The sequence below is a fragment of the Ewingella sp. CoE-038-23 genome (assembly GCF_040419245.1).
Taxonomy (GTDB): Bacteria; Pseudomonadota; Gammaproteobacteria; order Enterobacterales; family Enterobacteriaceae; genus Ewingella; species Ewingella allii.
On sequence record NZ_JAZHOH010000001.1, the window covers coordinates 2,623,093 to 2,646,222 of the forward strand.

The 23,130-nt window shown below is 54.2% G+C and carries 21 protein-coding genes and 1 pseudogene; 10 read left to right on the plus strand and 12 right to left on the minus strand.

Annotated features, from left to right (window positions below; all coding sequences use genetic code 11):
- The first annotated feature begins 43 nt into the window (after positions 1-43).
- Positions 44-1,231, plus strand: a complete 1,188-nt coding sequence (locus tag V2154_RS12275; protein ID WP_353502482.1) for a M20 aminoacylase family protein — start codon at positions 44-46, stop codon at positions 1,229-1,231.
- A gap of 9 nt (positions 1,232-1,240) precedes the next feature.
- Here the strand turns inward: V2154_RS12275 and V2154_RS12280 are convergent, their stop codons facing one another.
- Complete coding sequence (locus tag V2154_RS12280; protein WP_353502483.1) at positions 1,241-1,939, minus strand: extensin-like domain-containing protein; 699 nt, start codon at positions 1,937-1,939, stop codon at positions 1,241-1,243.
- Between the two features lie 116 nt (positions 1,940-2,055).
- Between V2154_RS12280 and V2154_RS12285 the strand changes: the two are divergent.
- Positions 2,056-2,225 (plus strand): annotated as a pseudogene (locus tag V2154_RS12285) (tyrosine-type recombinase/integrase); the annotation flags it as partial.
- Between the two features lie 359 nt (positions 2,226-2,584).
- Here the strand turns inward: V2154_RS12285 and V2154_RS12290 are convergent.
- From V2154_RS12290 to ftnA, 4 genes are all read right to left on the minus strand, one after another.
- Positions 2,585-2,920, minus strand: coding sequence for a YebY family protein (locus V2154_RS12290; protein WP_353502484.1), 336 nt, complete (start codon positions 2,918-2,920; stop codon positions 2,585-2,587).
- Positions 2,921-2,991: 71 nt separating this feature from the next.
- Positions 2,992-3,876, minus strand: a complete 885-nt coding sequence (gene copD, locus V2154_RS12295; RefSeq protein ID WP_353502485.1) for a copper homeostasis membrane protein CopD — start codon at positions 3,874-3,876, stop codon at positions 2,992-2,994.
- A 3-nt stretch (positions 3,877-3,879) separates the two neighbouring features.
- Positions 3,880-4,266: a copper homeostasis periplasmic binding protein CopC gene (gene copC / locus V2154_RS12300; protein ID WP_128124476.1), complete on the minus strand. Its 387-nt coding sequence runs from the start codon at positions 4,264-4,266 to the stop codon at positions 3,880-3,882.
- A 217-nt stretch (positions 4,267-4,483) separates the two neighbouring features.
- A complete protein-coding gene (ftnA, locus tag V2154_RS12305) occupies positions 4,484-4,990 on the minus strand; it encodes a non-heme ferritin (protein ID WP_034791262.1) in 507 nt (168 codons plus the stop codon).
- Between the two features lie 385 nt (positions 4,991-5,375).
- On the opposite strand from ftnA, the gene V2154_RS12310 reads away from it, so the two are divergent.
- Entirely contained in the window at positions 5,376-5,606 is a 231-nt protein-coding gene (locus V2154_RS12310; RefSeq protein ID WP_353502486.1) for a DNA polymerase III subunit theta, read from the plus strand.
- A gap of 34 nt (positions 5,607-5,640) precedes the next feature.
- Here V2154_RS12310 and pip read toward each other — a convergent pair whose 3' ends face one another.
- Positions 5,641-6,594: a prolyl aminopeptidase gene (gene pip, locus V2154_RS12315; RefSeq protein ID WP_353502487.1), complete on the minus strand. Its 954-nt coding sequence runs from the start codon at positions 6,592-6,594 to the stop codon at positions 5,641-5,643.
- A 669-nt stretch (positions 6,595-7,263) separates the two neighbouring features.
- Between pip and exoX the strand changes: the two genes are divergently transcribed.
- Entirely contained in the window at positions 7,264-7,926 is a 663-nt protein-coding gene (exoX, locus tag V2154_RS12320) for an exodeoxyribonuclease X (RefSeq protein ID WP_353502488.1), read from the plus strand.
- A gap of 64 nt (positions 7,927-7,990) precedes the next feature.
- Here the strand turns inward: exoX and V2154_RS12325 are convergent, their stop codons facing one another.
- From V2154_RS12325 to cspE, 4 genes are all read right to left on the minus strand, one after another.
- Entirely contained in the window at positions 7,991-10,045 is a 2,055-nt protein-coding gene (locus tag V2154_RS12325; protein ID WP_353502489.1) for a S9 family peptidase, read from the minus strand.
- 148 nt (positions 10,046-10,193) lie between these two features.
- Complete coding sequence (gene yebF / locus V2154_RS12330) at positions 10,194-10,559, minus strand: protein YebF (RefSeq protein ID WP_353502490.1); 366 nt, start codon at positions 10,557-10,559, stop codon at positions 10,194-10,196.
- A 163-nt stretch (positions 10,560-10,722) separates the two neighbouring features.
- Positions 10,723-12,105, minus strand: coding sequence for an ATP-dependent RNA helicase DbpA (dbpA, locus tag V2154_RS12335; protein ID WP_353502491.1), 1,383 nt, complete (start codon positions 12,103-12,105; stop codon positions 10,723-10,725).
- Positions 12,106-12,326: 221 nt separating this feature from the next.
- Entirely contained in the window at positions 12,327-12,536 is a 210-nt protein-coding gene (cspE, locus tag V2154_RS12340) for a transcription antiterminator/RNA stability regulator CspE (protein ID WP_034791273.1), read from the minus strand.
- Between the two features lie 226 nt (positions 12,537-12,762).
- On the opposite strand from cspE, the gene purT reads away from it, so the two are divergent.
- Positions 12,763-13,941, plus strand: a complete 1,179-nt coding sequence (gene purT, locus V2154_RS12345) for a formate-dependent phosphoribosylglycinamide formyltransferase (RefSeq protein WP_353502492.1) — start codon at positions 12,763-12,765, stop codon at positions 13,939-13,941.
- 96 nt (positions 13,942-14,037) lie between these two features.
- On the opposite strand, the gene V2154_RS12350 is transcribed toward purT, so the two are convergent.
- Positions 14,038-14,217: a YoaH family protein gene (locus V2154_RS12350; protein WP_034791275.1), complete on the minus strand. Its 180-nt coding sequence runs from the start codon at positions 14,215-14,217 to the stop codon at positions 14,038-14,040.
- Between the two features lie 190 nt (positions 14,218-14,407).
- Between V2154_RS12350 and pabB the strand changes: the two genes are divergently transcribed.
- From pabB to V2154_RS12370, 4 genes are all read left to right on the plus strand, one after another.
- Positions 14,408-15,784: an aminodeoxychorismate synthase component 1 gene (pabB, locus tag V2154_RS12355; RefSeq protein WP_353503989.1), complete on the plus strand. Its 1,377-nt coding sequence runs from the start codon at positions 14,408-14,410 to the stop codon at positions 15,782-15,784.
- Positions 15,784-16,383 (plus strand): CoA pyrophosphatase, encoded by a 600-nt coding sequence (locus tag V2154_RS12360; protein WP_353502493.1) that lies wholly within the window; start codon positions 15,784-15,786, stop codon positions 16,381-16,383. The genes pabB and V2154_RS12360 overlap by 1 nt, the downstream gene beginning before the upstream one ends.
- Positions 16,384-16,607: 224 nt before the next feature.
- A complete protein-coding gene (locus V2154_RS12365) occupies positions 16,608-17,972 on the plus strand; it encodes an L-serine ammonia-lyase (RefSeq protein ID WP_034791278.1) in 1,365 nt (454 codons plus the stop codon).
- 341 nt (positions 17,973-18,313) lie between these two features.
- Positions 18,314-19,894 (plus strand): EAL domain-containing protein, encoded by a 1,581-nt coding sequence (locus tag V2154_RS12370; protein ID WP_353502494.1) that lies wholly within the window; start codon positions 18,314-18,316, stop codon positions 19,892-19,894.
- A 75-nt stretch (positions 19,895-19,969) separates the two neighbouring features.
- Here V2154_RS12370 and V2154_RS12375 read toward each other — a convergent pair whose 3' ends face one another.
- Positions 19,970-21,529, minus strand: a complete 1,560-nt coding sequence (locus V2154_RS12375; RefSeq protein ID WP_353502495.1) for a TerC family protein — start codon at positions 21,527-21,529, stop codon at positions 19,970-19,972.
- A gap of 609 nt (positions 21,530-22,138) precedes the next feature.
- Between V2154_RS12375 and manX the strand changes: the two genes are divergently transcribed.
- Positions 22,139-23,110, plus strand: coding sequence for a PTS mannose transporter subunit IIAB (gene manX, locus V2154_RS12380; RefSeq protein ID WP_353502496.1), 972 nt, complete (start codon positions 22,139-22,141; stop codon positions 23,108-23,110).
- Positions 23,111-23,130 lie beyond the last annotated feature (20 nt).

The following is a 23,130-nucleotide window of genomic DNA, read 5'->3' on the forward strand; positions in this document are numbered from 1 at the left end:
TCGGCCCCAAGCCGATCTCTTTTTCATCAGACTGAATGACGCCATGAATAATAAAAATTTTTGTACCGTGGCCGACGTGGCCGACCTTGAGACTGGCCTACGTGAGATTCGCCAGCACCTGCATCAGCACCCGGAACTCTCCAACGAAGAGGCCAAAACTGCCGATTTCGTTGCCCAAGAACTCAGCCAACTCGGTTATCACGTCACCATGGGCGTGGGCGGGCACGGCGTCGTTGGCACCATGAAACGTGGCACGGGCAGTCGCAGCATAGGCATTCGTGCGGATATGGACGCCCTGCCCATTAATGAAGAGACCGGCGCGGCCTATGCCAGCCAGACTTCCGGCGTGATGCATGCCTGCGGCCACGACGGCCACACCACCATGCTGTTAGGTGCCGCCAAACAGTTGGCTCGCAGCAAAAACTTCTCTGGCACGGTGCACCTTATCTTCCAGCCAGCCGAAGAGATTGGTTTCAACAGTGGCGCGCAACGCATGCTTGAGGAGGGCCTGTTCGAGCGCTTCCCTTGCGATGCGGTCTACGGGCTGCACAACCATCCGGGCTATCCGGCAGATAAAATGATGTTCCGCGCCGGGCCATTTATGGCGGCGTGTGACACGGTGAATATCACCATTTGCGGCAAAGGCGGCCATGCCGCGCGCCCACATATGACCGTAGACCCTATTCTGGTCGCCAGCAGCTTGGTGGTGGCGCTGCAAACCGTGGTTTCGCGCAATATCGATCCGAACGAAACCGCCGTCGTCACCATTGGTTCGCTGCACGCCGGCCACGCGTCTAACGTCATCCCTGAGACTGCACGCATTGAAATGAGCGTGCGCTCTTTCGACGCCGAAGTGCGCAAAATTCTTGAAGAGCGCATCCGTTCTTTAGCCGAGCTGCATAGCGCGGGCTATGGCGCGGTGGCGGAGATTGAGTATGTGTCAGGCTATCCGGTGCTGGTCAACCACGCGCAGGAAACTGCCTTTGCCTTAGAAGTGGCGAAAGAGCTGCTTGGGGAAGAGAACGTGGTGGATAACTTACCGCCGATTTCCGGCAGCGAAGATTTTGCTTACTTCTTGCAGAACAAGCCGGGCTGCTTCTTGCGTCTGGGTAATGGCAATAGCGCGGTGCCGCACAACCCGGCCTATGATTTTAACGACAACAGCCTGACCATCGGCGCGGCTTACTGGACGCGTCTAGTGGAGCGCTACCTAACTGAGAACCTTGACTAAACCATAAGGTTAGCGGCAAAAACCAAACCAGCGCATGCCTAAGTGGAAGTGGTTGGCGTGCGCTGCGTTATAGTCTGGCCCAATGGAGTTACCAAAGTAAGGGCAGCTGCGATTGAACATATCACGGATAAAACTGCCGCTGGCGTCATCCTGCTTCCAAGCTTTCAACACCGTGATGTTTCTGCCATCGGCAAGCCGGAATCCCGCAACATCCAAAGCTTCCGCCGTGGCATGCTCGCTTAGCCGCCCTTCTGCACGATGATAAACATTGCGACAGGCATAGCTGCCGAGATGGTCAATGCGAGTTAACCCAGCGCCCAGTTGTTCTTCAGCCTGAGGTTTCGCGACCTGCGAAACAAACATCGCGCTACTCAGCGCCAATCTGCAACTCGCCAGAAAGCTTGAGCTTAAAGAAACAGAACCGAATTTCTGCACCCTCACCGGAGACTCTAACGGGCAGTTCCCCTGCGTGCTGGCAACTCGCGTGAAAGTAATCGCCCCCTCCTGTTCCGCGCTATCAAGCACTGCCAAACAAGCCTCAGGATCATTGTCCAACCGACGGAGTTTGTACTTGGTAATAACATTCGGCGGATCGTTAACAGACAACGGCGTAAAAGGGTTATAGCGCGAAGGCACCCTTTCCGTGATCCAAGGCGCCGCATACAGCAGAGCGACCAAGACAATGATCAGAACAACCACATACTTCATCAGCAGGGTCCTTATGGTTGTGGGTTTGGTGTATAGCTAGAAGGGTGAGTTTTGGGGTAATTTTAGTGTATAGGTGGGGTTTGTGGGGAAATGAATAGCCCGGACTTTTTTTAACTCCCGATGGTTTGACCAAAAATTTGTTACGGCGATAAATGCCACTGGAATTAAGTTTAAAGATAGCCCACCTACTTTTCATGAAATTAGGAGTCTAGACGGCAGGTTGTACGAGATGGAGAAAGGGAGGGAATTTGCGATGAAATTGCTGGGCATAAATCTGAAAAAGTGACAGCCAAGTGATTCGATACCAGAGGGAAAGAATACGCAATTCTGTAAAAGACCGAATACAGAATTTCGTGTGATTTTCGTTTTTCCTGAAAATAACTCTTTAAAATCAATAACCAAAAAAAAGACCGAATACGATTCCTATATTCGGTCTAGGGAAATGGCTCTTGGGAGAGAGCCGTGCGCTAAAAGTTGGCATTAATGCAGGCGGTTAAGCCGTACAACTTAAAGCGTAGTTGAGAGTTGCTCGTTTTCCAATCAACTTGTAACCAAGTGATAATAACTTCGCTAAATTAGTTGCTCTTTGTGATAACAATCTCAAAACAGAGGTGAAATTGCTGGCATAGAGCAGGGCTTTAAGACTTAGCAAAGGGTCTCGGCTTTGGCAATGAATGGAGCGAGGCTCATTTTCTGGCCTGGGTTTTTCGGGTCGTCGAGCAGGATCTTATCCAGCGGCACGGCCTGTACTTTGTGGCTCTTCACCTGCTCGCGCGCGACATCGTTCAGGGGATACTGCGCCAGCGTGCTGTCGTTAATCACATACAGCGCCTTGCCTGCACGGCATTGCAGCATGACTTCTTCGCGGGTGAATGCCCAATCTTTGCCATACTGGAGACGTGAAACCGTCACTAGCTCAGGCGCGGCGAAGCTGCTGGCTGAAACAGCGAGCAGCAGAGTGGCAAGGAGTGTTTTCCTCATGGCTTTTTCCTTTATAACTAACTTTAAAACGTGATCACGCCGAAGCGAGTCGCCCTTCCCCACTATCTAATTTAGAACGGTGACAGCGTGGCAAACCAGCTGACCAGCAGCATCACCACTAGCGATAGCACTAACTCAAGCTTGGTGGCGGAAGCCAGTCGCTGATAGGCCAACTGCGGCTGGGTCGGGATCAGCGGAACTAACCGATAGCGATTAAATATCGCCACGCCGGTCATCACCATCACCAGCGCGATTTTCACCAGCAACAGCTGGATATAGCGCGACGACAGGTCGGTAGGCAGGCGTTGCAAAATAATGGCGCTGTTGAGTATCCCGGTGAGGATCACCAGCGCGACCGCCACGTGCCCGCAGGTTGAGAAGCGAATGAGCGTCGCTATGGCGTAAGGCCGCGTCTCGTCCCGTTCGGTGTAAAGCAGGCAACCTAACAGTGGCAGTAAGCTACCGAACCAGTAGGCGGCGCTTAGCAGGTGCAAGGTGTGATTACCGCGTTGCAACAGGCCCAGCGCGCCTTCGTTCATGGCCGCGTGACCAATCAGTGCCTGGCTGAACAGCAGGCCGGTGCTGGTTAAGAACATCAGCATCACCCGCCCCGGCAGCCAGTCCATCAGCCACACCATCAGCGCAATCGCAGTGAGTAACAGGTGCCAGCGCCAGACCTCACCAAAGGTGGTGGTCAGCACCAGTAACCAGACATTGAGGTTTAAACAATCCTCAAGGCCGTTGCCCATCAATCCAGCTTGAATCGCCAGCATGCCAACCGCCGTTAGCGCGGCGACCCCGACCGAAAGGGTCATCAGGCGATGATTCTGGTTAAGCAACCCTGTTGCGAATCCTTTCGGTGCCAGCAGTCCCGTCATCACGCTGATGCCAAATATCTGCATCACCGCGGCAAAATGGAAAAACCGGCACAGAACAAACAAAGTGGCCAGAGTCATGGCTTATTGCACCGTGAAACTGTACTGCCCCTCAGTTTTGTGGCCATCCACTGAAACGACGTGCCATGAAACGGTGTATTTCCCCGCGGTCAGTGGCGCATTCAGAGGCACGATGGCCTGAGTCTTGTCGTTGGCCGCCAGAGCCAGTTTGCCCGTCTCGATAGCTTTGTTGTCAGGGCCGCTCAGCGCGACCTTGCTGAAATTAGGTTCAATCCCTTCGCTGAAGCCCAGAGTCAGCTCGGTGGGTGCAGATTTAAGGGTGGTATCGGCAGCCGGGGTTTCAGTTTTCAAGTGAGCGTGCGCCAGAGCCTGTTGTGACATAAGACCTAAAGCAAGCACCGCGGAAGTAGCCAAAATACGGCAGAGAGAAGAGGATTTTTGCGACACAATTTTTCCTTAGCTTTCTGGTTGAGGGATTTTAACGCCGCAACTTTAGCGCAAAGTCGCCCTGCAAGTCTGTCAAATTTAAGGGATGGTTTAGGGAATCGTTAAGCAGAGCCGAAGTTTGGCACTTTTTGCCCCAAGGCAAAAACAAAAAAACCGCAGCGCTATCAGGTTGCCCTGAAGCTTACTGCGGTTTATTACCAGACGTTTGACGACGAAGTAATTAGGCTGATGGACCTTGGTTGACCATGCCTTTCAGATCTTTGTCGACAAAGAACAGACCATTGCCGGTGTTGCTAACCAGTCCCAGTTTATCCAGAACAGATTTGAACAAGGTTTCTTCTTCATGCTGCTCTGCCACGTACCACTGCAGGAAGTTGAAGGAAGAGTAATCTTTCAGCGTCATAGCCAGGTCAGCAAGTTCATTGATTTTGGTGGTGATGTGCTGCTCATGCTCGTAAGTCTGCTGGAAGACGTCGGACAGTGACTCAAACTCCACCGGCGGCGCGGCAATCGCACCCAGCAGTGGCAGAGCGCCGGTGTCGCTGACGTATTTGAACAGGCGGTGCATGTGTTCCATCTCTTCCTGCGAATGTTGCATCAGGAAAGCGGCGGCGCCTTCAAAACCTTTATCGCTGCACCATGCGCTCATTTGCAGATATAAATTGGCAGAATAGAACTCAAGATTCAGTTGTTCATTCAACTGATCGATCATTTCTTTTTTAAGCATAATAGCTCCACATAAATTGGCGAGTAGCAGGATGAATTCATTATTTTCACGCATTATGCCGATCGTAGAACAAAATAAAAACACCTTATTCACAATAATAATGATATAAATAAAGAAAATATATAATCCATTGATAAACAACGAATTATAAATCTCACTCAAATCTTATTGAGAATTATTCACAGCGAATCAAAATATTAAAAGAGAATCATTCTTATTCTTTATTTATTTCTTTTTAAGCTATTTCCCGCTTTATTTTCGAAAATAATTAAGAATGATTCTTATTACCTGAAATTAATTAGCAGATTAAAAATGGGCTGTGAACATTCACCCAACGCGCTGGGTCGAGTACAATGCGCGCCAAGGCTCGCTTTGGGGAAAATCAATGAACAAGAATTTGGCTGATCTGAGTAAAGAAGAGATGGATAAGGTGAACGTTGATTTAGCCGCGTCTGCCGTGGCGTTCAAAGAGCGCTACAACATGCCGGTGGTGGCGGAAATGGCCGAGCGCGAGCAACCGGCACATCTGCGGGATTACTTCCGCGAGCGCGTGGCGCACTATCGCGCAGAGTCGCACAAATACTCACGCCTGCCGTACGAACCTAAGCAAAAGTAGCCTTAAGCTCGGCCAGCAGGCGCGGGTTGAAGCCTTAAGCGTGGGCGAAACGCTCGTTGGCGCGAATCAGCTGGTCGAGAATGCCCGGCTCGTCAAACGAGTGCCCCGCCCCTTCAATGATATGCAGGTCAGCTTCCGGCCAGGCCTGCGCCAGATCCCACGCATTCTGCACCTGACAGGCCATATCATAGCGCCCGTGAATGATAACCCCCGGAATATGCCGAATACGCTCGACGTTCTTCAGCAGCTGATCGTCACCGTCTAAAAAGCCCATATGGGTGAAGTAGTGATTCTCAATGCGCGCGAACGCCAGAGCAAAATCATCTTCGCCAAAGGATGCCGCGTCTTCTGTTGGTAGTAGCGTGACCGTCTCCCCTTCCCACAGGCTCCAGATTTTTGCTGCTTCGAGCTGCACGGCCCGGTCCTCGGAGGTGAGGCGTTTACGGTAAGCCGCCATCACATCCCCCCGCTCTTCTGGCGATAAAATCGATAACATGCGCTGCCATTTGTCAGGGAAGAAGCGCGACGCGCCTTCCTGATAGTACCAATGCAGCTCCTGCTTTCTCAGGGTGAAGATGCCGCGCAGGACGATTTCACTGACGTGCTCGGGATGGGTCTGGGCGTAGGCCAGCGCCAGCGTCGCGCCCCAAGAACCACCAAACACCAGCCACTTATCCACGCCCGCCATTTTGCGCAGACGCTCAATATCTTCGACCAAATGCCAGGTAGTGTTGTTGTCCAGACTGGCGTGAGGTTTGGATCGCCCGCAGCCGCGCTGGTCAAACAGCATGACGTCGTAATCGTTGGGATTAAACAACTGGCGATGAACAGAGGAACAGCCGCCGCCCGGCCCGCCGTGAATAAACACCGCCGGTTTGCCCTGCGGATTACCGCTGCGCTCCCAATAAATCTGGTGACCGTCGCCGGTGTCCAGCATCCCGCTGGCATACGCCTCTCTTGGCGGATATAAACCTTTCAATTTCGGCATGGCGTTTCCTGTTTTTTGAGGTCCAGAATATCAATTTCTCATTTACGCTTTCTCATAACAGCGCATCAGGCTAACCCGGTCAATCAACAACATGTTGTTAACAATAAAAAAATGCATTTTTTCTATCAGTCGCACAGTAATTCAGCGCGGTTGTATAAAGAAACAGCATCACGCCGCGAAAAATTCCCTGCAAGATAAGGAGAAAAAACAATAACTCGCATAGAAACATGCCGTTGAGCGAAACCTCGCCGCCCGCTATTGCAAGTTGAGCGAATTAAGCAGTAAATAGGTGAGCAACCCAATCCACTAGCTTTAGAGAGGCAAGCCACCATGAGTAAAGGAATGGATAGCAAAAAGAATGCGAAGAAGAAGCCGCTGAAAACGCCAGCTGAGAAAAAAGCTGATAAGAAAGCCAAAAAGGCAGCCGCTTAACGGTTTCTTGAGTCATTTAAGTTACACCGTTTCGTATTGACACAAACCCGCTGATAGCGGGTTTTTTTGTTTATTTACCCTCTGCGTCAGCGCCATCACCGCTATCTGCTGGCATGTTGTTCTCCGCACAGGGCCATCCGCAGAAAAGTGCGGAGGGTTGGTCAGGGGCCACCTATCCTTTACACTTTGATCATTGAGAAGCTTGCTCATTAATAAGAACCAAACAGGAGAATCGGTATGACATTCCGGGTAATTGATACGGAAACCTGTGGCCTGGACGGCGGCATTGTTGAAATCGCCACCGTTGACCTGATCGACGGCGAGATCGTGCAGCCGATGAGTGATCTGGTGAGCCCAGACAGGCCGATTAGCCATGAGGCGATGGCCATCCACCACATCACTGAAGAGATGGTCGACGGCAAACCGCGCATCGCGGCGGTCATCGGCAAGTATCACGGCAGCCAGTATTACGTGGCGCACAACGCGGCTTTCGATCGCGGCGTGCTGCCTGAGATGCACGGGCAGTGGATTTGCACCCTGAAGCTGGCACAGGCGCTCTATCCGAATATTCGTTACAGCAACCAGTATCTGCGCTACGCCCTGAAGCTCGACGTCACCGTTCCCGAAGGCCTGTACCCGCACCGCGCGCTGTATGATTGCTATGTCACCGCCGCGCTGCTCAAGCGAATTATTGCCGATTCAGGCTGGAGCGCGGAGAAAATGGTCGAGATAAGCAACCGCCCGACCCTGCTGCGGACGCTGAAATTTGGTAAGTATCGCGGGCAGAAGATTGAAGATATCGCGCTGCAAGACCCGGATTATCTGCGCTGGATGTTGAAGTCGATTAAAGATTTAAGCGGCGATATGCGCTTTAGCATTGAGCATTTTCTGGAGAAGTAATAAGAACTTGCTGACGTCACGCGGCCCTTTCATTGCGAAAAGGCCGCGCTATTAACTCATAGAATTACGACTTTCCCGCCAGTGCCAGAACAAAAGCATATTCCAGCGCAATGTCTTCGTAAGCCTTGAAGCGCCCCGACTTGCCGCCGTGGCCGGAATCCATATCGGTATACATCAGCAGCTGGTTATCGTCAGTTTTCAACTCACGCAGCTTCGCCACCCACTTGGCCGGTTCCCAGTATTGCACCTGAGAATCATGCAGGCCGGTGGTCACCAGCATATTCGGGTAATCCTGCGCCTTCACCTGATCGTACGGGCTATATTGCAGAATATAGTCGTAGTAGGTTTTGTCATTCGGATTGCCCCACTCGTCATACTCGCCGGTGGTCAGCGGGATAGACTCGTCGAGCATGGTGGTCACCACGTCAACAAAGGGTACCTGCGCGACTATGCCGCGATATAACTCCGGGGCCTGGTTAATCACCGCGCCCATCAGCAAGCCGCCGGCGCTGCCGCCCATGGCATAAACCTGACTGGCTTCGCCATAGCCCTCGGCCACTAGTTCTTTGGTGACGTCGATGAAGTCGTGGAAGGTGTTCATCTTATTGAGCAGCTTGCCGTTGTCATACCACTGCTGGCCCAGCTCTGCGCCGCCGCGAATGTGTGCCAGAGCGAAGACAAAGCCGCGATCCAACAGACTCAGGCGGCTGCCGCTAAATGCCGGGTCCATACTGCTGCCGTAAGAGCCGTAGCCATAAACCAGCAGCGGGTTGCTGTTGGGTTTGAAGGTATCACGGCGGTATACCAGCGAAACCGGCACTTTCACGCCGTCGCGCGCGGTTACCCAAACGCGCTCGCTGCGGTAGTTGGCCGCGTCGAAATCTTTCACTTCCTGCTGCTTCAATAGCCTGCGCTCGCCGGTGTCCAGATTCAGCTCAAACAGCGAGCTTGGCGTGGTCATTGAGGAGTAGCCATAGCGCAGCAGCGAGGTGTCCGGCTCTGGGTTGTAGGCCAGCCAGGTCACATAGGTCGGGTCATCAAAGCTTAGGGACTTCTCTTCACCCGTCGCCCAGTGGATCTGGCGCAGGTTGGTCAGCCCCTGCTCGCGCTCTTCCACCACCAGCCAGTCGCGGAACAGGCTAAAGCCCTCCAGCATCACCGCCTCGCGCGGGGCGATCAGCGTCTGCCAGCTGGCTTCGTTGTTATCGGCGCTTTTGTATAAACCGAAGTTTTTACCGTCTTTTGGCGCGGCGATGTCGCGGTTGGAGCGAATGTAGAAATGGCCCTGATAGTGGTCCAGCCCGTATTCGTGGTCTTTACGGCGCGGGACGAATACCTGCGGCTTGGCCTGCGGGTCGTTGGCGTCTAGCAGCAGCACTTCGGAGGTGGTGGTGCTGTCGAGATGAATAATCACATACTGGTCGGAGGTGGTTTTATCCAGACCGACGTAGAAAGTGTCATCCTTCTCTTCATACACCAGTTGGTCGTTTTTCGGATCGGTGCCGACGGTGTGGCGGTAAACCTGATATGGCAACAGCGTCTTTTTATGTTTACGCACGTAATACAGGGTCTGGGAGTCGTTGGCCCACTCGCTGCCTGCGGTGTTCTTCAGCAGGTCATCGTTCCAGCTCTCATCCTGCAAATTCTTGATGCGAATGTCATATTGGCGACGAGAGAGGAAATCTTCCGAGACGGCCATCAGCTTGTTGTCCGGGCTGATATCCAGACCGCCCAGCGTGTAGAACTCGCTGTCGCTGGCGCGCTCATTGCCGTCAATCAGCGTCTGCCACTGCTCGCTCTCGGCGGCTGGCTGGCGCAGATAGATCGCGTATTCATTGCCCGGCTCGTAGCGGGTCTGATAGCGATAGCCGTGTTTGACATAAGGTACCGAGTGGTCCTGCTGCGCGATGCGCGCCACCATCTCTTGATACAGGGTTTCGCGCAGCGCCTGATGGGGTAACAGCGCCTGTTCGGTATAGGCGTTTTCCGCCTGCAAATAGCTCAGCACGTCGCTGTTGGCGCGGTCATCGTCACGCAGCCAATAGTAATTATCGACACGGTCTTCACCGTGGATGGATAGCGTTTTAGGGCGTTTTTCAGCCTTTGGAGGTGTGATCATCAGGCTTTCTCTCAATATTCTTGAAGGTTTATGCAGAGTGACAGGTTTATTTTGCGAAACCAAGCATTAAGCGGGTAAGCGAGGTGGGGAGCAGGAAACAGCAAGAGTAAGCGCCGTCGAGCAAGGTGCCGAGGCGCTTTAAGCAGAATTAGTGCGGCGTGCCGTAGGTGATCTGGCCAATCTGGCAGTTAAGCGTTACCGGATAGGTTTTCTCAGCGCGATTACCGCGCGCTTTCACCGGAACGCTCCAGTTGGCGCTATCACCCGTAATACTGTCGGGGGAGATCCACACCACCGGCGTTGAGGTGCCGAGCAGTTTTTTATCTTCGTCCCAACGGGTAATACGGTTTTGCAGAAAATCACGTTTTACCAGAGCGGCCACTTCATCCTTGCTGGCATTGTTGCAAGGCGCGATGGTTATGGTGCGACTTTGCTGCTCCGAGGTCTGCGCGGCCTGCGCTGCGCCACTCAATCCTGCTACTGCCACCACTGCGCTAAGAATTAATTTGTTCACGTTTCGCCTCCCGAATGCGGATTCTGTCCCTGACCGAACGCTGCATTAAGCGATATCCTTGCTTAATGCAGGGTCATATTTAACAGGCACATGTTAATCTATGACAAGATCATAACACAACGTTAACATGGCGGCGGCGCGAACTTATTTCTCGGCTGCTGGCTTATCGCAGGATAATGGCTTTGCAGCTTTTGCCTTTGATTTTGCCTTCCTGCAAGCGTTGCAGGGCTTTCTTGGCGCTTTTCTGGCGAATCGCTACATAGGCGTGAACCGGGAACATATCGATTTTCCCCACTTCTGCCGCCGTCAGCCCGGCATCACCGGTCAAGGCACCGAGAATATCGCCGGGACGGATCTTGGCTTTGCGGCCGCCGTCAATGCACAGGGTGGCCATTTCTGGGTCCAGCGCCACTGGCGTTGCCGACATGACCTGCGCGGCAGGCTGCCAAACCACGGCCTGACGGGTGTAATCTTCCAGCGCGTGAACGCGCACCATTTCCTGCGGCGTGACCAGACTCACCGCCAAGCCGCTGGTGCCTGCACGGCCCGTACGGCCTACGCGGTGGACGTGGACTTCCGGATCAAACGACAGCTCGTAGTTGATCACCAGACTCAGCTGTTTGATGTCCAAACCGCGCGCGGCGACGTCGGTTGCCACCAGCACGCGGCAACTGCCGTTGGAGAAACGCACCAACACACGATCGCGGTCGCGCTGTTCCAAATCGCCATTTAGCGCCAGCGCGCTAATGCCCTTGCCTGCCAGTGCTTCGTAAATCTCCTGGCAGTCGCGCTTGGTGTTACAGAACACCACGCAGGAAGCTGGCTGGTGCTGATACAGTACCGCCGTGAGCAGCGCCAGACGCTGGTTGCGGTCAGTTTCGATGAACACTTGTTTGATGTCGGCAATGTCATCTTCGCCTTCAATTTCAACTTTCACTGGCTGACGCTGGAATTTGTTGCTGATGCGCTCGATGCCTTCCGGATAAGTGGCGGAGAACAGCAGGGTTTGGCGATCTTGCGGCGCGTAGCTCACTACGTCTTCGATATCTTCGTTAAAGCCCATATCCAGCATGCGATCCGCTTCGTCCAGCACCAGTACTTTCAGCTGATCCAGCTTCAGCGTGCCTTTACGCAGGTGCTCCTGAATACGGCCCGGCGTGCCGACGATGATATGCGCGGGATGCACCAGAGACTCAAGCTGAGGTCCGATGGCCTGGCCGCCGCACAGGGTCAAAATTTTAATGTTCTGGGTGAAACGCGCCAGACGGCGCAGCTCTTTGCTGACCTGATCGGCCAGTTCACGGGTTGGACAGAGCACCAGCGACTGGGTCACGAATTGCCCGACGGTGATTTTATCCAGCAGCCCGATGCCAAACGCGGCCGTTTTACCGCTGCCCGTTTTGGCTTTGGCGCGGACGTCCTGCCCTTGCAGGATAGCCGGTAAAGACGCGGCCTGAATGGGGGTCATTTCGGCATAACCCAGCTCGGACAAGTTAGATAGCTGCTCGGCGGGCAGTGGCAGGACGGAGAATGAATGCGTGCTCAAGGCGATAACTCTTTATATAAGGCAGAAAATTGGGGGGCAGCGACGGAAAAAACGGCGCCATGATTTGGGCTAAATGATAACAGAGAGACGGCCTGCCCGCCTTACTCAGCGAACGTCATGCACAAAAAAACCCGCACTAGGCGGGTTTTTCATGCTGTGCAGCGACAGATTGTCTGTCACTGCCCCGAGGTCAAGACGCTCAGGCGTTTTTGCTGTAAGACTTACAGTGCAACAACGTTAGCAGCGGACGGGCCACGTGGGCTGTCCTGAATGGTGAACTCAACGTTCTGACCTTCGGCCAGCGTTTTGAAACCATCGCTGTTAATTGCGGAGAAATGCACGAAAACGTCTTTAGAACCGTCGGCCGGAGTGATGAAACCGAAACCTTTGCTTTCGTTGAACCACTTGACCTGACCAGTTAACTTACTCATTTTTATATCCTTTACTATTTTAAAAGCATCCGCCTCGATCGCGAGTGCAGTGATATTAACGCATATTCAGCCGCCTCACGCAAATCGCACTCTTTGCCGCGCAATCGTTTTCGTCGCCTTTTTTTTCCGTTATAATGCGCCCGAACTGCTCACAGGGCGGCGAATTTGGCCTATGAATGCGCCATCAGCACACCTTTTCAACCACCACAGATCTGGGTACGAAGCTATGTTAACCATTGGTACTGCACTGCGCACCGGCGCGACTCGCGTCATGTTATTGGGTTCCGGCGAGTTGGGTAAAGAAGTCGCCCTTGAATGCCAGCGTCTTGGTCTGGAAGTGATTGCCGTTGACCGCTATGCCGATGCTCCCGCCATGCAGGTTGCCCATCGTAGCCACGTGATCAACATGCTCGACGGCGAGGCGCTGAAGCAGGTTATTGAGAGCGAACGCCCTGATTTCATCGTGCCTGAGATTGAAGCTATCGCCACCAGCATGCTGGTCGAATTAGAAAAAATGGGCCACAACGTGGTGCCGACCGCCGAAGCCACGCGCCTGACTATGAACCGCGAAGGCATTCGCCGCCTGGCCGCTGAAACCCTGAAGCTGCCAACTTCTACTTATAAATTTGCCGACGATGAAGCCGCTTTCCGCGCCGCCGTCGATGAAATTGGCTATCCGTGCATCATCAAGCCGGTAATGAGTTCCTCCGGCAAAGGCCAGAGCCTGATCCGCAGCGAAGCGACATTACAGCAGGCGTGGGACTACGCCCAACAGGGTGGTCGCGCCGGTGGCGGTCGCGTGATTGTGGAAGGTCTGGTGAAGTTTGATTTCGAAATTACCCTGCTGACCATCAGCGCGGTGGACGGCATTCACTTCTGCGCGCCAATCGGCCATCGTCAGGAAGATGGCGACTACCGCGAATCCTGGCAGCCGCAGCAAATGAGCGAGCTGGCGCTGCAACGCGCCAAAGATATCGCCGAAAGCGTGGTGAAAGCCTTGGGTGGCAAGGGTTTGTTCGGGGTTGAGCTGTTTATCTGCGGCGATGACGTGGTGTTCAGCGAAGTCTCCCCGCGCCCTCACGATACCGGCATGGTGACCCTAATTTCTCAGGACTTGTCAGAGTTCGCTCTGCACGTGCGCGCCTTCCTCGGCCTGCCGATTAGCCAGATTCGCCAGTTTGGCCCGTCGGCTTCTGCGGTGATTTTGCCTGAGCTGACCAGCAACAACGTCACCTTCAGCGGGCTGGAAAATGCTTTAGTTGGCTCGAATCAGGTTCGTCTGTTCGGTAAGCCAGAAATTAGCGGCAAACGCCGTCTGGGCGTGGCGCTGTCTATCGGCGACAGCGTGGAAGAAGCCGTCGAAACGGCCAAGAAAGCCGCGGCGGCGGTGGTGGTTAAGGGCTAAACCTTTTTCTGCTGATGTTTAATGCAAAAAAAACCGGGCCTGCGAAGAACCCGGTTTTTTTATCTCTTGCGCCCGGCTTCTCAGCCCGGCTCGGCATTATTCGTCTTCGTCATCAAAAATAACGGTAACGCGATCGCCCTGATGCTTGGTGCGGATTTCATCCGCCACCGTGGCAATGGCTTCGCCGCTGCTCATGCCGTCGGCCATCAATTGGCGGATACGGTCGGCGGCCTGTTCCTGTTCGCTATGTGAAAGTGAAGGCATACCTGTCAGCATGGGAGTGTCCTGTTTCTGGGTCATGAGGGAAATACGGTCAGCAATGTCGCCATTCAAGCGCCACTACAACGTGAAGGACCGCCAGTATACTCCTTCTTGCTGCATTGGCCTATGCAGCTTTCAGGGGCGTAAATCTATGTTAGGATCGCCCCCTGTTCCAGCCCATTCGTCAGACATCGTGAAGCCATCCATGCAGCCTGCCCAGACTTACCGTTTACATACGCTCCCTTACCATCCTGACGCCCTGCTGACGCGGTTCGCGCCGCTCTCTGCTCAGCCGTGGGCCATGCTGCTGCACTCCGGCTCGGCGGATCACGCCCATAATCGCTTTGATATTTTGGTCGCCGATCCGTTGATCCGGCTGACCACCCGTGGCGACAGCACGGAGATTGCCAGCGCGACAGGCACTCAGGTGAGCGACGCGGATCCTTTTCTGCTTATAGAGCAGCAGTTGCAGCACTCAGGGCTGCGGGCCGAGTCTCGTGAAGACTTGCCGTTTCTCGGCGGCGCGCTGGGGCTGTTCGGCTATGATTTGGGCCGTCGGATAGAAAGCCTGCCGAGCATTGCCGCGCAGGATATTCGGCTGCCCGACATGGCGGTAGGCATTTATGACTGGGCGCTGATTGCCGATCACCACTTGCAGCGCCTAACGCTGGTGTGCCACGGCGACATTCAGCAGCGTCTGGCTTGGCTTGAATCTCAGCCCCCGGCGGCGGAAAGCAGCGAATTTACGCTGCACGGCAACTGGCAGGCCAACATGAGCCGCGAGCAGTATGGCGCGAAGTTCCGCCAGATTCAGGAGTACCTGCACAGCGGCGACTGCTACCAAATCAATCTGGCGCAACGTTTTTCCACCCGCTATTCCGGGGACGAGTGGCAAGCCTTCCTGACGCTGAACGCCGCTAACCGTGCCCCCTTCTCAGCCTTTATTCGTCTGCCGGACAACGCTGTGCTGAGCCTCTCGCCGGAGCGTTTCCTGTGGCTGGAGAACCAGCGCGTGCAGACGCGCCCGATCAAAGGCACCCTGCCGCGCTTAGCCGATCCGCAGGCCGATGCCCAACAGGCGCTGCGCCTCGCGGCGTCAGAGAAGGATCGCGCGGAGAATCTGATGATTGTCGATTTGCTGCGTAACGACATCGGACGCGTCGCTACGCCCGGCAGCGTCCGAGTGCCGGAACTGTTCGTGGTCGAGCCATTCCCGGCGGTACATCACTTAGTCAGCACCATCACCGCCGACCTCCCGGCGGCGTGCCACGGCAGTGATTTATTACGCGCCTGCTTCCCCGGCGGCTCTATTACCGGCGCGCCAAAAGTCCGCGCCATGCAGATTATTGAGGAGCTGGAGCCGCATCGCCGTAACGCCTATTGCGGCAGCATCGCCTATATTAGTTGTTGTGGCACGATGGACAGCAACATAACTATTCGCACGCTATTGACCGAGGGCGATCACATTTATTGCTGGGCGGGCGGTGGTATTGTGGCGGACAGCGTAGAACAGGCGGAATATCAGGAGACTTTCGACAAAGTGGCCCGAATTCTGCCCCAACTGGGAGAACCTAAGCATTGATGAGCCTTGAAAAAGCGACCGAGATGCCGCGTTATTCACCTGCGGTAGAAGAGTTCGTGCGCCGTTTCCAACTGCAACTCCCGGCCTCGGCGCCAGCCAAGGTGACGGGGAAACGTCAGGCGGCGGTGCTTATTCCGATCATCTGCCGCGAGCAGCCGACGCTGCTGCTCACCCGCCGCTCTGACCGCCTGCGCAAGCACGCCGGGCAGGTCGCCTTCCCCGGCGGCGCGGTGGATGCCTCGGACTCTTCTATTATCTTCACCGCGCTGCGTGAAGCTCAGGAGGAGGTGGCCATCCCCTACGGCGACGTCAACGTGCTCGGCACGCTGGCCCCGCTCGACAGCAGCACGGGTTTTCAGGTCACGCCGGTGGTCGGGCTGCTGCCGGTAGATGTGCCGCTGCACCCCTGCGAAGACGAAGTGGCCGAGCTGTTCGAGATGCCGCTGGAAGAGGCGTTTAACCTGTCGCGCTATCACCCGCTGGATATCCATCGCGCTGGCACTCACCATCGCGTTTACCTTTCCTGGTATCAGCAGCAGTTCGTTTGGGGGCTGACCGCCGCCATTATTCGCCGTCTGGCGGAGCAAATTCGCGCCTAATCCCCTCTTTTGATGTGGCCATAATTTACACATTGGTCACATTTCGGCATCAAATTACTTTATTTCATGCGAAAAAAGCCACTTTAGGTCACAGGGCCTTTTACACTGTGTGTTAAGTCCGGAATAAAACTGCGATAATCCACTGCTAAAGATTAATTAAACAGTAAATCTATCCGGGCATGATGCACATGACAGTGCCATCGGCCAAAACAGGAGTATTCAACGTGATTAGCGTTTTCGACATGTTCAAGGTCGGTATTGGTCCTTCCAGCTCCCACACGCTGGGGCCGATGAAAGCGGGCAAACAGTTTGTGGATGACCTGCTCGAAAAAGGCATGATGGCCGACGTCACTCGCGTTGCGGTAGATGTCTATGGCTCGCTGTCGCTGACGGGTAAAGGACACCATACTGATATCGCCATTATCCTCGGGTTAGCGGGCAACAAGCCTGACACCGTGGACATTGATGGCATTCCGCACTTCATTCGCGATGTCGAGCAGCGCCGCCGTTTGCCGCTGGGCGACACCCACCACGAAGTCGATTTCCCGCAGGACACCGGCATGGTGTTCCGCAATGAAAATCTGTCCAAACATGAAAATGGCATGCAGATCCACGCTTTTGCGGGCGACAAGCTGCTGTACAGCAAAACCTACTACTCGGTCGGCGGTGGTTTTATCGTCGATGATGAGCATTTCGGCCAGCCGGTACTGGATCAGGTCACCGTGCCTTACGCCTTTAACTCGGCGAGCGAAATGCTGGCGAAGTGCAAAGAGACAGGCCTGTCGCTGTCTGCGCTGATGATGAAGAACGAGCTGGCGCAGCACAGCAAGCAGGATATTGAGCTGTATTTCGAAAATATCTGGCAGACCATGAAGGCCTGTATCGATCGCGGGTTGAACACCGAAGGCGTGCTGCCGGGGCCGCTGCGCGTGCCGCGTCGCGCTCCTGCCCTGCGCCGGATGCTGGTGTCCAACGATAAGCTCTCCAATGACCCGATGAACGTCATTGACTGGGTGAATATGTTCGCGCTGGCGGTCAATGAAGAAAACGCCGCCGGTGGCCGCGTGGTGACGGCGCCGACCAACGGCGCCTGCGGAATCGTGCCGGCGGTTTTGGCCTATTATGACCAGTTCATCGAATCCGTTAGCCCAGACATCTATTTGCGCTACTTCCTCACCTCCGGCGCTATCGGTATTCTGTACAAGATGAATGCCTCTATCTCCGGTGCGGAAGTGGGCTGTCAGGGTGAAGTGGGCGTGGCCTGCTCAATGGCGGCTGCCGGTCTGGCGGAACTGCTCGGCGGTAGCCCGGAGCAGGTATGCGTGGCGGCGGAAATCGGCATGGAACACAACCTCGGCCTGACCTGTGACCCGGTAGCCGGGCAAGTGCAGGTGCCTTGTATCGAGCGTAATGCGATTGCATCGGTGAAAGCGATTAACTCGGCGCGTATGGCCCTGCGCCGCACCAGCGAGCCTCGCGTTTCTCTGGATAAAGTGATCGAAACCATGTACGAAACCGGCAAAGACATGAATGCCAAATACCGCGAAACCTCGCGGGGTGGTTTGGCCATCAAAGTACAGTGTGATTAACCTGCCTCAACGCTGATAGTTACCCCGGCCGCCCTCGGTTTTATGCAGTAATACCGAGAGGCGGCCGCATGAAATCTGCCCTTCAGTAAACTCCACAGCCATTTGTTCTCTATTAACAGAAACCCCCTGTAATATCAGGAAAAACTCATTTCACCCTCTTGCATTCTCCGCGGCTGCTACGGCATTCTGCGTTATTACTGAAACACGTGTTACGTCAGCTATTCTGGTTCACCAACCCATAAAACGAATAAGCCGCTATCTTCGATGGTGGACATGATAAGGGCATTCATCCGTGACAACGTCACTTTCGCGCATTTTGTCGGAATTTGAGGAGCAGTAGTATGCCTTTTTCACCGATAGCGCTCGCAAAATATCGCTCCTACCGCGTGGCCTTCGCCGCCGCGATTGGCCTTTTCGCCCTGATCATGACGCTAGGTATTCGCATTTGCGAACAGAGCCGGGCCATCAGTTTGAATCAGCAGCGGCTGGCAAATCACACAGTGCAAAAACTGGAGAACCTTCTACAGCCTGCAACAAAAGTTTCGTTTGGCGACTTTATCGTGGCGGGTACCGGCTGCGCTCAGCAGCAAATCGGTTTGCAGCGCGCCGTGGCGAGAATTCAAACCCTGCGCGCCATTGCCTTGGTGGTAAATGGCAAAATCGTCTGTTCGAGCCTCGCGGGTGCGCTACAGGTGGACTTCAACCAGCTACTGCCCGAACTGGCGTTAGGCAACAAGCGGGTGCAGCTGCGCTACTCGATCATGACGCCAGAAAGCATCCCGACGCTGGTGCAGTGGCAGCCGTTAGAAAACGATAATCGCAACGGCGTGCTGTTTGTCTATAACATCGGCATTCTGGGGAATTTCCTGCTAGAGCCGCAGCCGCCTTACGCCAATCGCATCGTGCTTAACGTGCTCAATCAGAGCCTGGAATACGACAAAAACCACATTGTGCCGCGCAGCAAGCTCGGCGGTGATGAAGTGGTGCAGGCCTATTCCACCCATAATGATTTCTCCATTTCGCTGTATGGCGATACCGCCACCACCATTGCCTGGGGCGACCTCCCTTCTCACCTGCCCCTATCACTGCTTATCAGCCTGCTGGTCGCCATCGCCACCTATTTGCTGTCCGCCAGCCGCCTCAGCCTGGGTTATCCGATTAGCCATGCTATCTCCCACCGCGAGTTTCAGGTCTATTGCCAGCCAATCATAAATAGCGCCAATGGCACCTGCGTCGGGGTTGAAACCCTGATGCGCTGGAAGAACCGCCGCCAGGAGTGGGTGTCGCCCGAGCTGTTCATCCCGCTGGCCGAGCAGCATGGGTTAATTATTCCGCTGACGCGCTACCTGCTGCGACAGGTGAGTGAGAACCTGCACCTTTTTCCGCCACGCGAAGACTTCTACATCAGCGTCAATGTCGCTGCGCAGCACTTCCACAATATGGAAATCATTGATGACGTCCGCGATCTCTGGCTTTCCGCCAAGCCCGACGTCTCGCTGATGCTGGAGCTGACCGAGCGCACCCGACTGCAGGAGCTGAGCGCGCAGCATATAGCCAAGCTAAAAGCCATGGGAGTGATGCTGGCGATTGACGATTTCGGCACCGGACACAGCTCGCTGAGCTACCTCAAGGCACTGAATCCTGACGTGTTGAAGATTGACCGCGCCTTTACCGCTTCCATTGGCACTGACGCCATTAACGCCACGGTGACTGACACCATCATTACGTTGGCCCATCGCCTGAAGCTGAAACTGATTGCCGAAGGGGTGGAGACGCTGGAGCAGGCCAACTACCTGCGCGAGCGTCAGGTGGATGCGCTACAGGGTTTTTACTTCGCCCGTCCGATGCCGATAGATATCTTCCCGCAGTGGCTTGAACGCTATGAGCAGAACAATCAGCTGGCCGCGCCATTTTCCTTCTAAGGAGGATTTTGGGCTGGGCAGAATAGAAAACGGCGACCGAAGTCGCCGTTTTTATTGCTGAATCACCCTGACAGGTTATTCGGCCTCGTGCCAATCATGCTCAGATTTAATCTTGGTTATCTTCACGCGCTCAATACGGTACTCGGCGAGTTCGATAATTTCGAATTTCAGCGGCGGGATCTCAATGATTTCCCCCACTTCAGGCATCTGTCCCGACTGGGCTAACAGCAGACCGGCCAACGAGGCGTAGTCGTCAGTTGGGCTGACCAGCTCGTAGGTGTCGAGGATCTGCTGCAAGAGGTGCAAATCGGTGCCACCCTTGGCAATCCAGCCGTCGCCATCGACGACCACGTCTGGGGTTTCATCCTCGTCCGGGAACTCACCGGCAATGGCTTCCAGCACGTCCAAAGGCGTGACCAGCCCTTGCACCACGCCAAATTCATTGCTGACAATCACCAAACGGCCTCTCGCACGGCGCAGAACCGACAACAGGTTGATGACGTCGATAGTTTCCGGCACCACGATTGGCGCAGTCTTTTCGGCAAAGGCGACAATGTTTTCGCCGTTTTCCAACGCCACCAGCAGGTCTTTAGCGCGCACCACGCCAATCACGTCATCCAGCGAGTGGCGACAGATTGGGAACAGGCTGTGCGGCGTGTCCAGCAGCTGCATGCGGATTTCCGCCGGAGAGCGTTCGCAGTCGACCCACGAGATATCCGCGCGCGGCGTCATGATGCTGCGCAGAGAGCGCGAAGCCAGCGTCAGGACGCCGCTAATCATGTGGCGCTCTTCTTCGGCGAAGGTTTCTTGGTTCGGCAGCGTCTGACGTTGATCGTCTTCTTCTTCATGACGGTGGCTTTTGCCCCCCATCAGGCGATGGATCGCCTCGGCCGTGCGTTCACGCATTGGACGATTCGACTGGCTCTTGAGGAAGTTGCGACGCGCGATTTGGTTGAACAATTCGATAAGAATCGAGAAACCAATGGCGGCGTACAGGTAACCTTTCGGAATATGGAAACCAAAACCTTCCGCAATCAGGCTCAGACCAATCATCAGCAGGAAGCTCAGACAGAGCACCACTACCGTCGGGTGATTGTTCACAAAGCGCGTTAGCGACTTGGAGGCCAGCAGCATCACGCCCATGGCGATCACCACCGCGGTCATCATCACTGCAAGGTTATTCACCATACCGACGGCGGTGATCACCGCGTCGAGGGAGAATACCGCGTCGAGCACCACTATTTGCGCCACCACCGACCAGAAACTGGCGTAACCGCGGTTATTACCGCCGTGGCTTTGCTGCCCTTCCAACCGCTCATGCAGTTCAGTCGTGGCTTTGAATAGCAGGAATATCCCCCCCAGCAGCAGGATCAGGTCGCGCCCGGAGAAACTAAATTGCGCGATGCTGAACAGCGGCGTGGTGAGTTTCACCATCCATGAAATCAGTGACAGCAGGCCGAGGCGCATAATTAGCGCCAGTGACAGGCCGATAATACGGGCCTTGTCGCGCTGCTTTGGCGGCAGCTTGTCAGCCAGGATGGCGATGAAAACCAGGTTGTCGATGCCGAGAACAATTTCCAGCACGACCAGTGTCAGTAGACCGACCCAAATCGATGGGTCCATTAAAAATTCCATATTAGGCCCCGTGATTCACAGAATGAGAAAAAAGACGCAAGACGTTCCCGCCAGAGCTGGTCCGGTGGTTGAGATCAGTGGTGATCTGAGTAAACGATTTCAATGCGGCATTAATCCGACCTGAATAGGCGAAATTGCCGGAATACTGAGAAAAGAAGGAAAAAGAGGATAAGTGACGTCGGTGACAGTCCATAGGGAGGGCTGAGGCCCGATACTCCTGTGCAATTATTGGGAAAGCAACTCTATCAGGAATCATTTATTCGGAAAAGAATGTTTTTGGCTCCAGAGTATTCCACTTCCACTATGCTGTTTTTGTATGCAATGACATAACTCATTCATCATACGTCGTTCAATAGCAGACAGTCGTCACATAATTTATTTTTTCACACACTAAAATAAATCCGGTCGCACAACCTGTTGAGGTTCTGCAATGCACGCTTCTTGTTGTTTATCAGAAATTAAAGACTGAAAAGCACGAAGGTTCTGAGTCATCTCTCAATGGACCGCGCGCAAGAACAGCAACATTCGTCACGGGTAACAAAAGTGTCGAATTTAATGAGCACCCACACTTATGTGCATAACCTTAAGGGTTAACAGAGGAGGTAGCGAGTGAGTATTGCTATTATCATCGGCACGCATGGGTCAGCAGCCGAACAGCTGCTGAAAACGGCGGAAATGATTTTAGGCGAACAGGATAACGTCGCCTTTATTGATTTCGTTCCCGGCGAAAATGCTGAAACATTAATTGAGAAATACACGGCAAAACTGGGTGGACTTGATACCAGCAGCGGCGTGCTCTTCTTAGTAGATACCTGGGGTGGCAGTCCGTTTAATGCCGCCAGCCGAATTGTCGTCGACAAAGAGAATTATGAAGTGGTCACTGGGGTGAATATCCCTATGCTGGCGGAAACCTTCATGGCGCGTGACGACAACCCTTCGTTTGCTGAACTGGTCGCCATTGCGGTGGAAACCGGGCGTGTTGGCGTGAAAGCGCTGAAAACTCCTGAACCAGAAACAGAAACAGCCGCTGTTCAACCTGTGGCTTCGGCACCTAAAGCGGCCGCGCCAGCGCGTCCAACAGGCCCGAATGATCACATGAAAATTGGCCTGGCTCGCATCGATGACCGTTTAATTCACGGTCAGGTTGCGACACGCTGGACCAAAGAAACCAACGTTAACCGCATCATCGTCGTCAGTGACGAAGTAGCCGCCGACCATGTCCGTAAGACATTGTTGACGCAGGTTGCTCCTCCTGGCGTGACGGCGCACGTCGTCGATGTGGCTAAAGCCATTCGCGTTTACGACAACCCAAAATATGCCGGCGACCGCGTTATGCTCTTATTTACCAACCCGACAGATGTTCTGCGCGTTGTTGAAGGTGGGGTAAATATTACGTCGGTTAACATTGGTGGTATGGCATTCCGTCAAGGTAAAACTCAGGTTAATAACGCCGTTTCCGTCGATGAAAAAGATATTGAAGCTTTCAAGCAATTGAACGCCAAGGGTATCGAGCTTGAGGTGCGTAAAGTCTCTTCTGACAGTCGCCTGAAGATGATGGATCTCATTAATAAAATGAATTAATAAACTCAGCGAATTAAAGC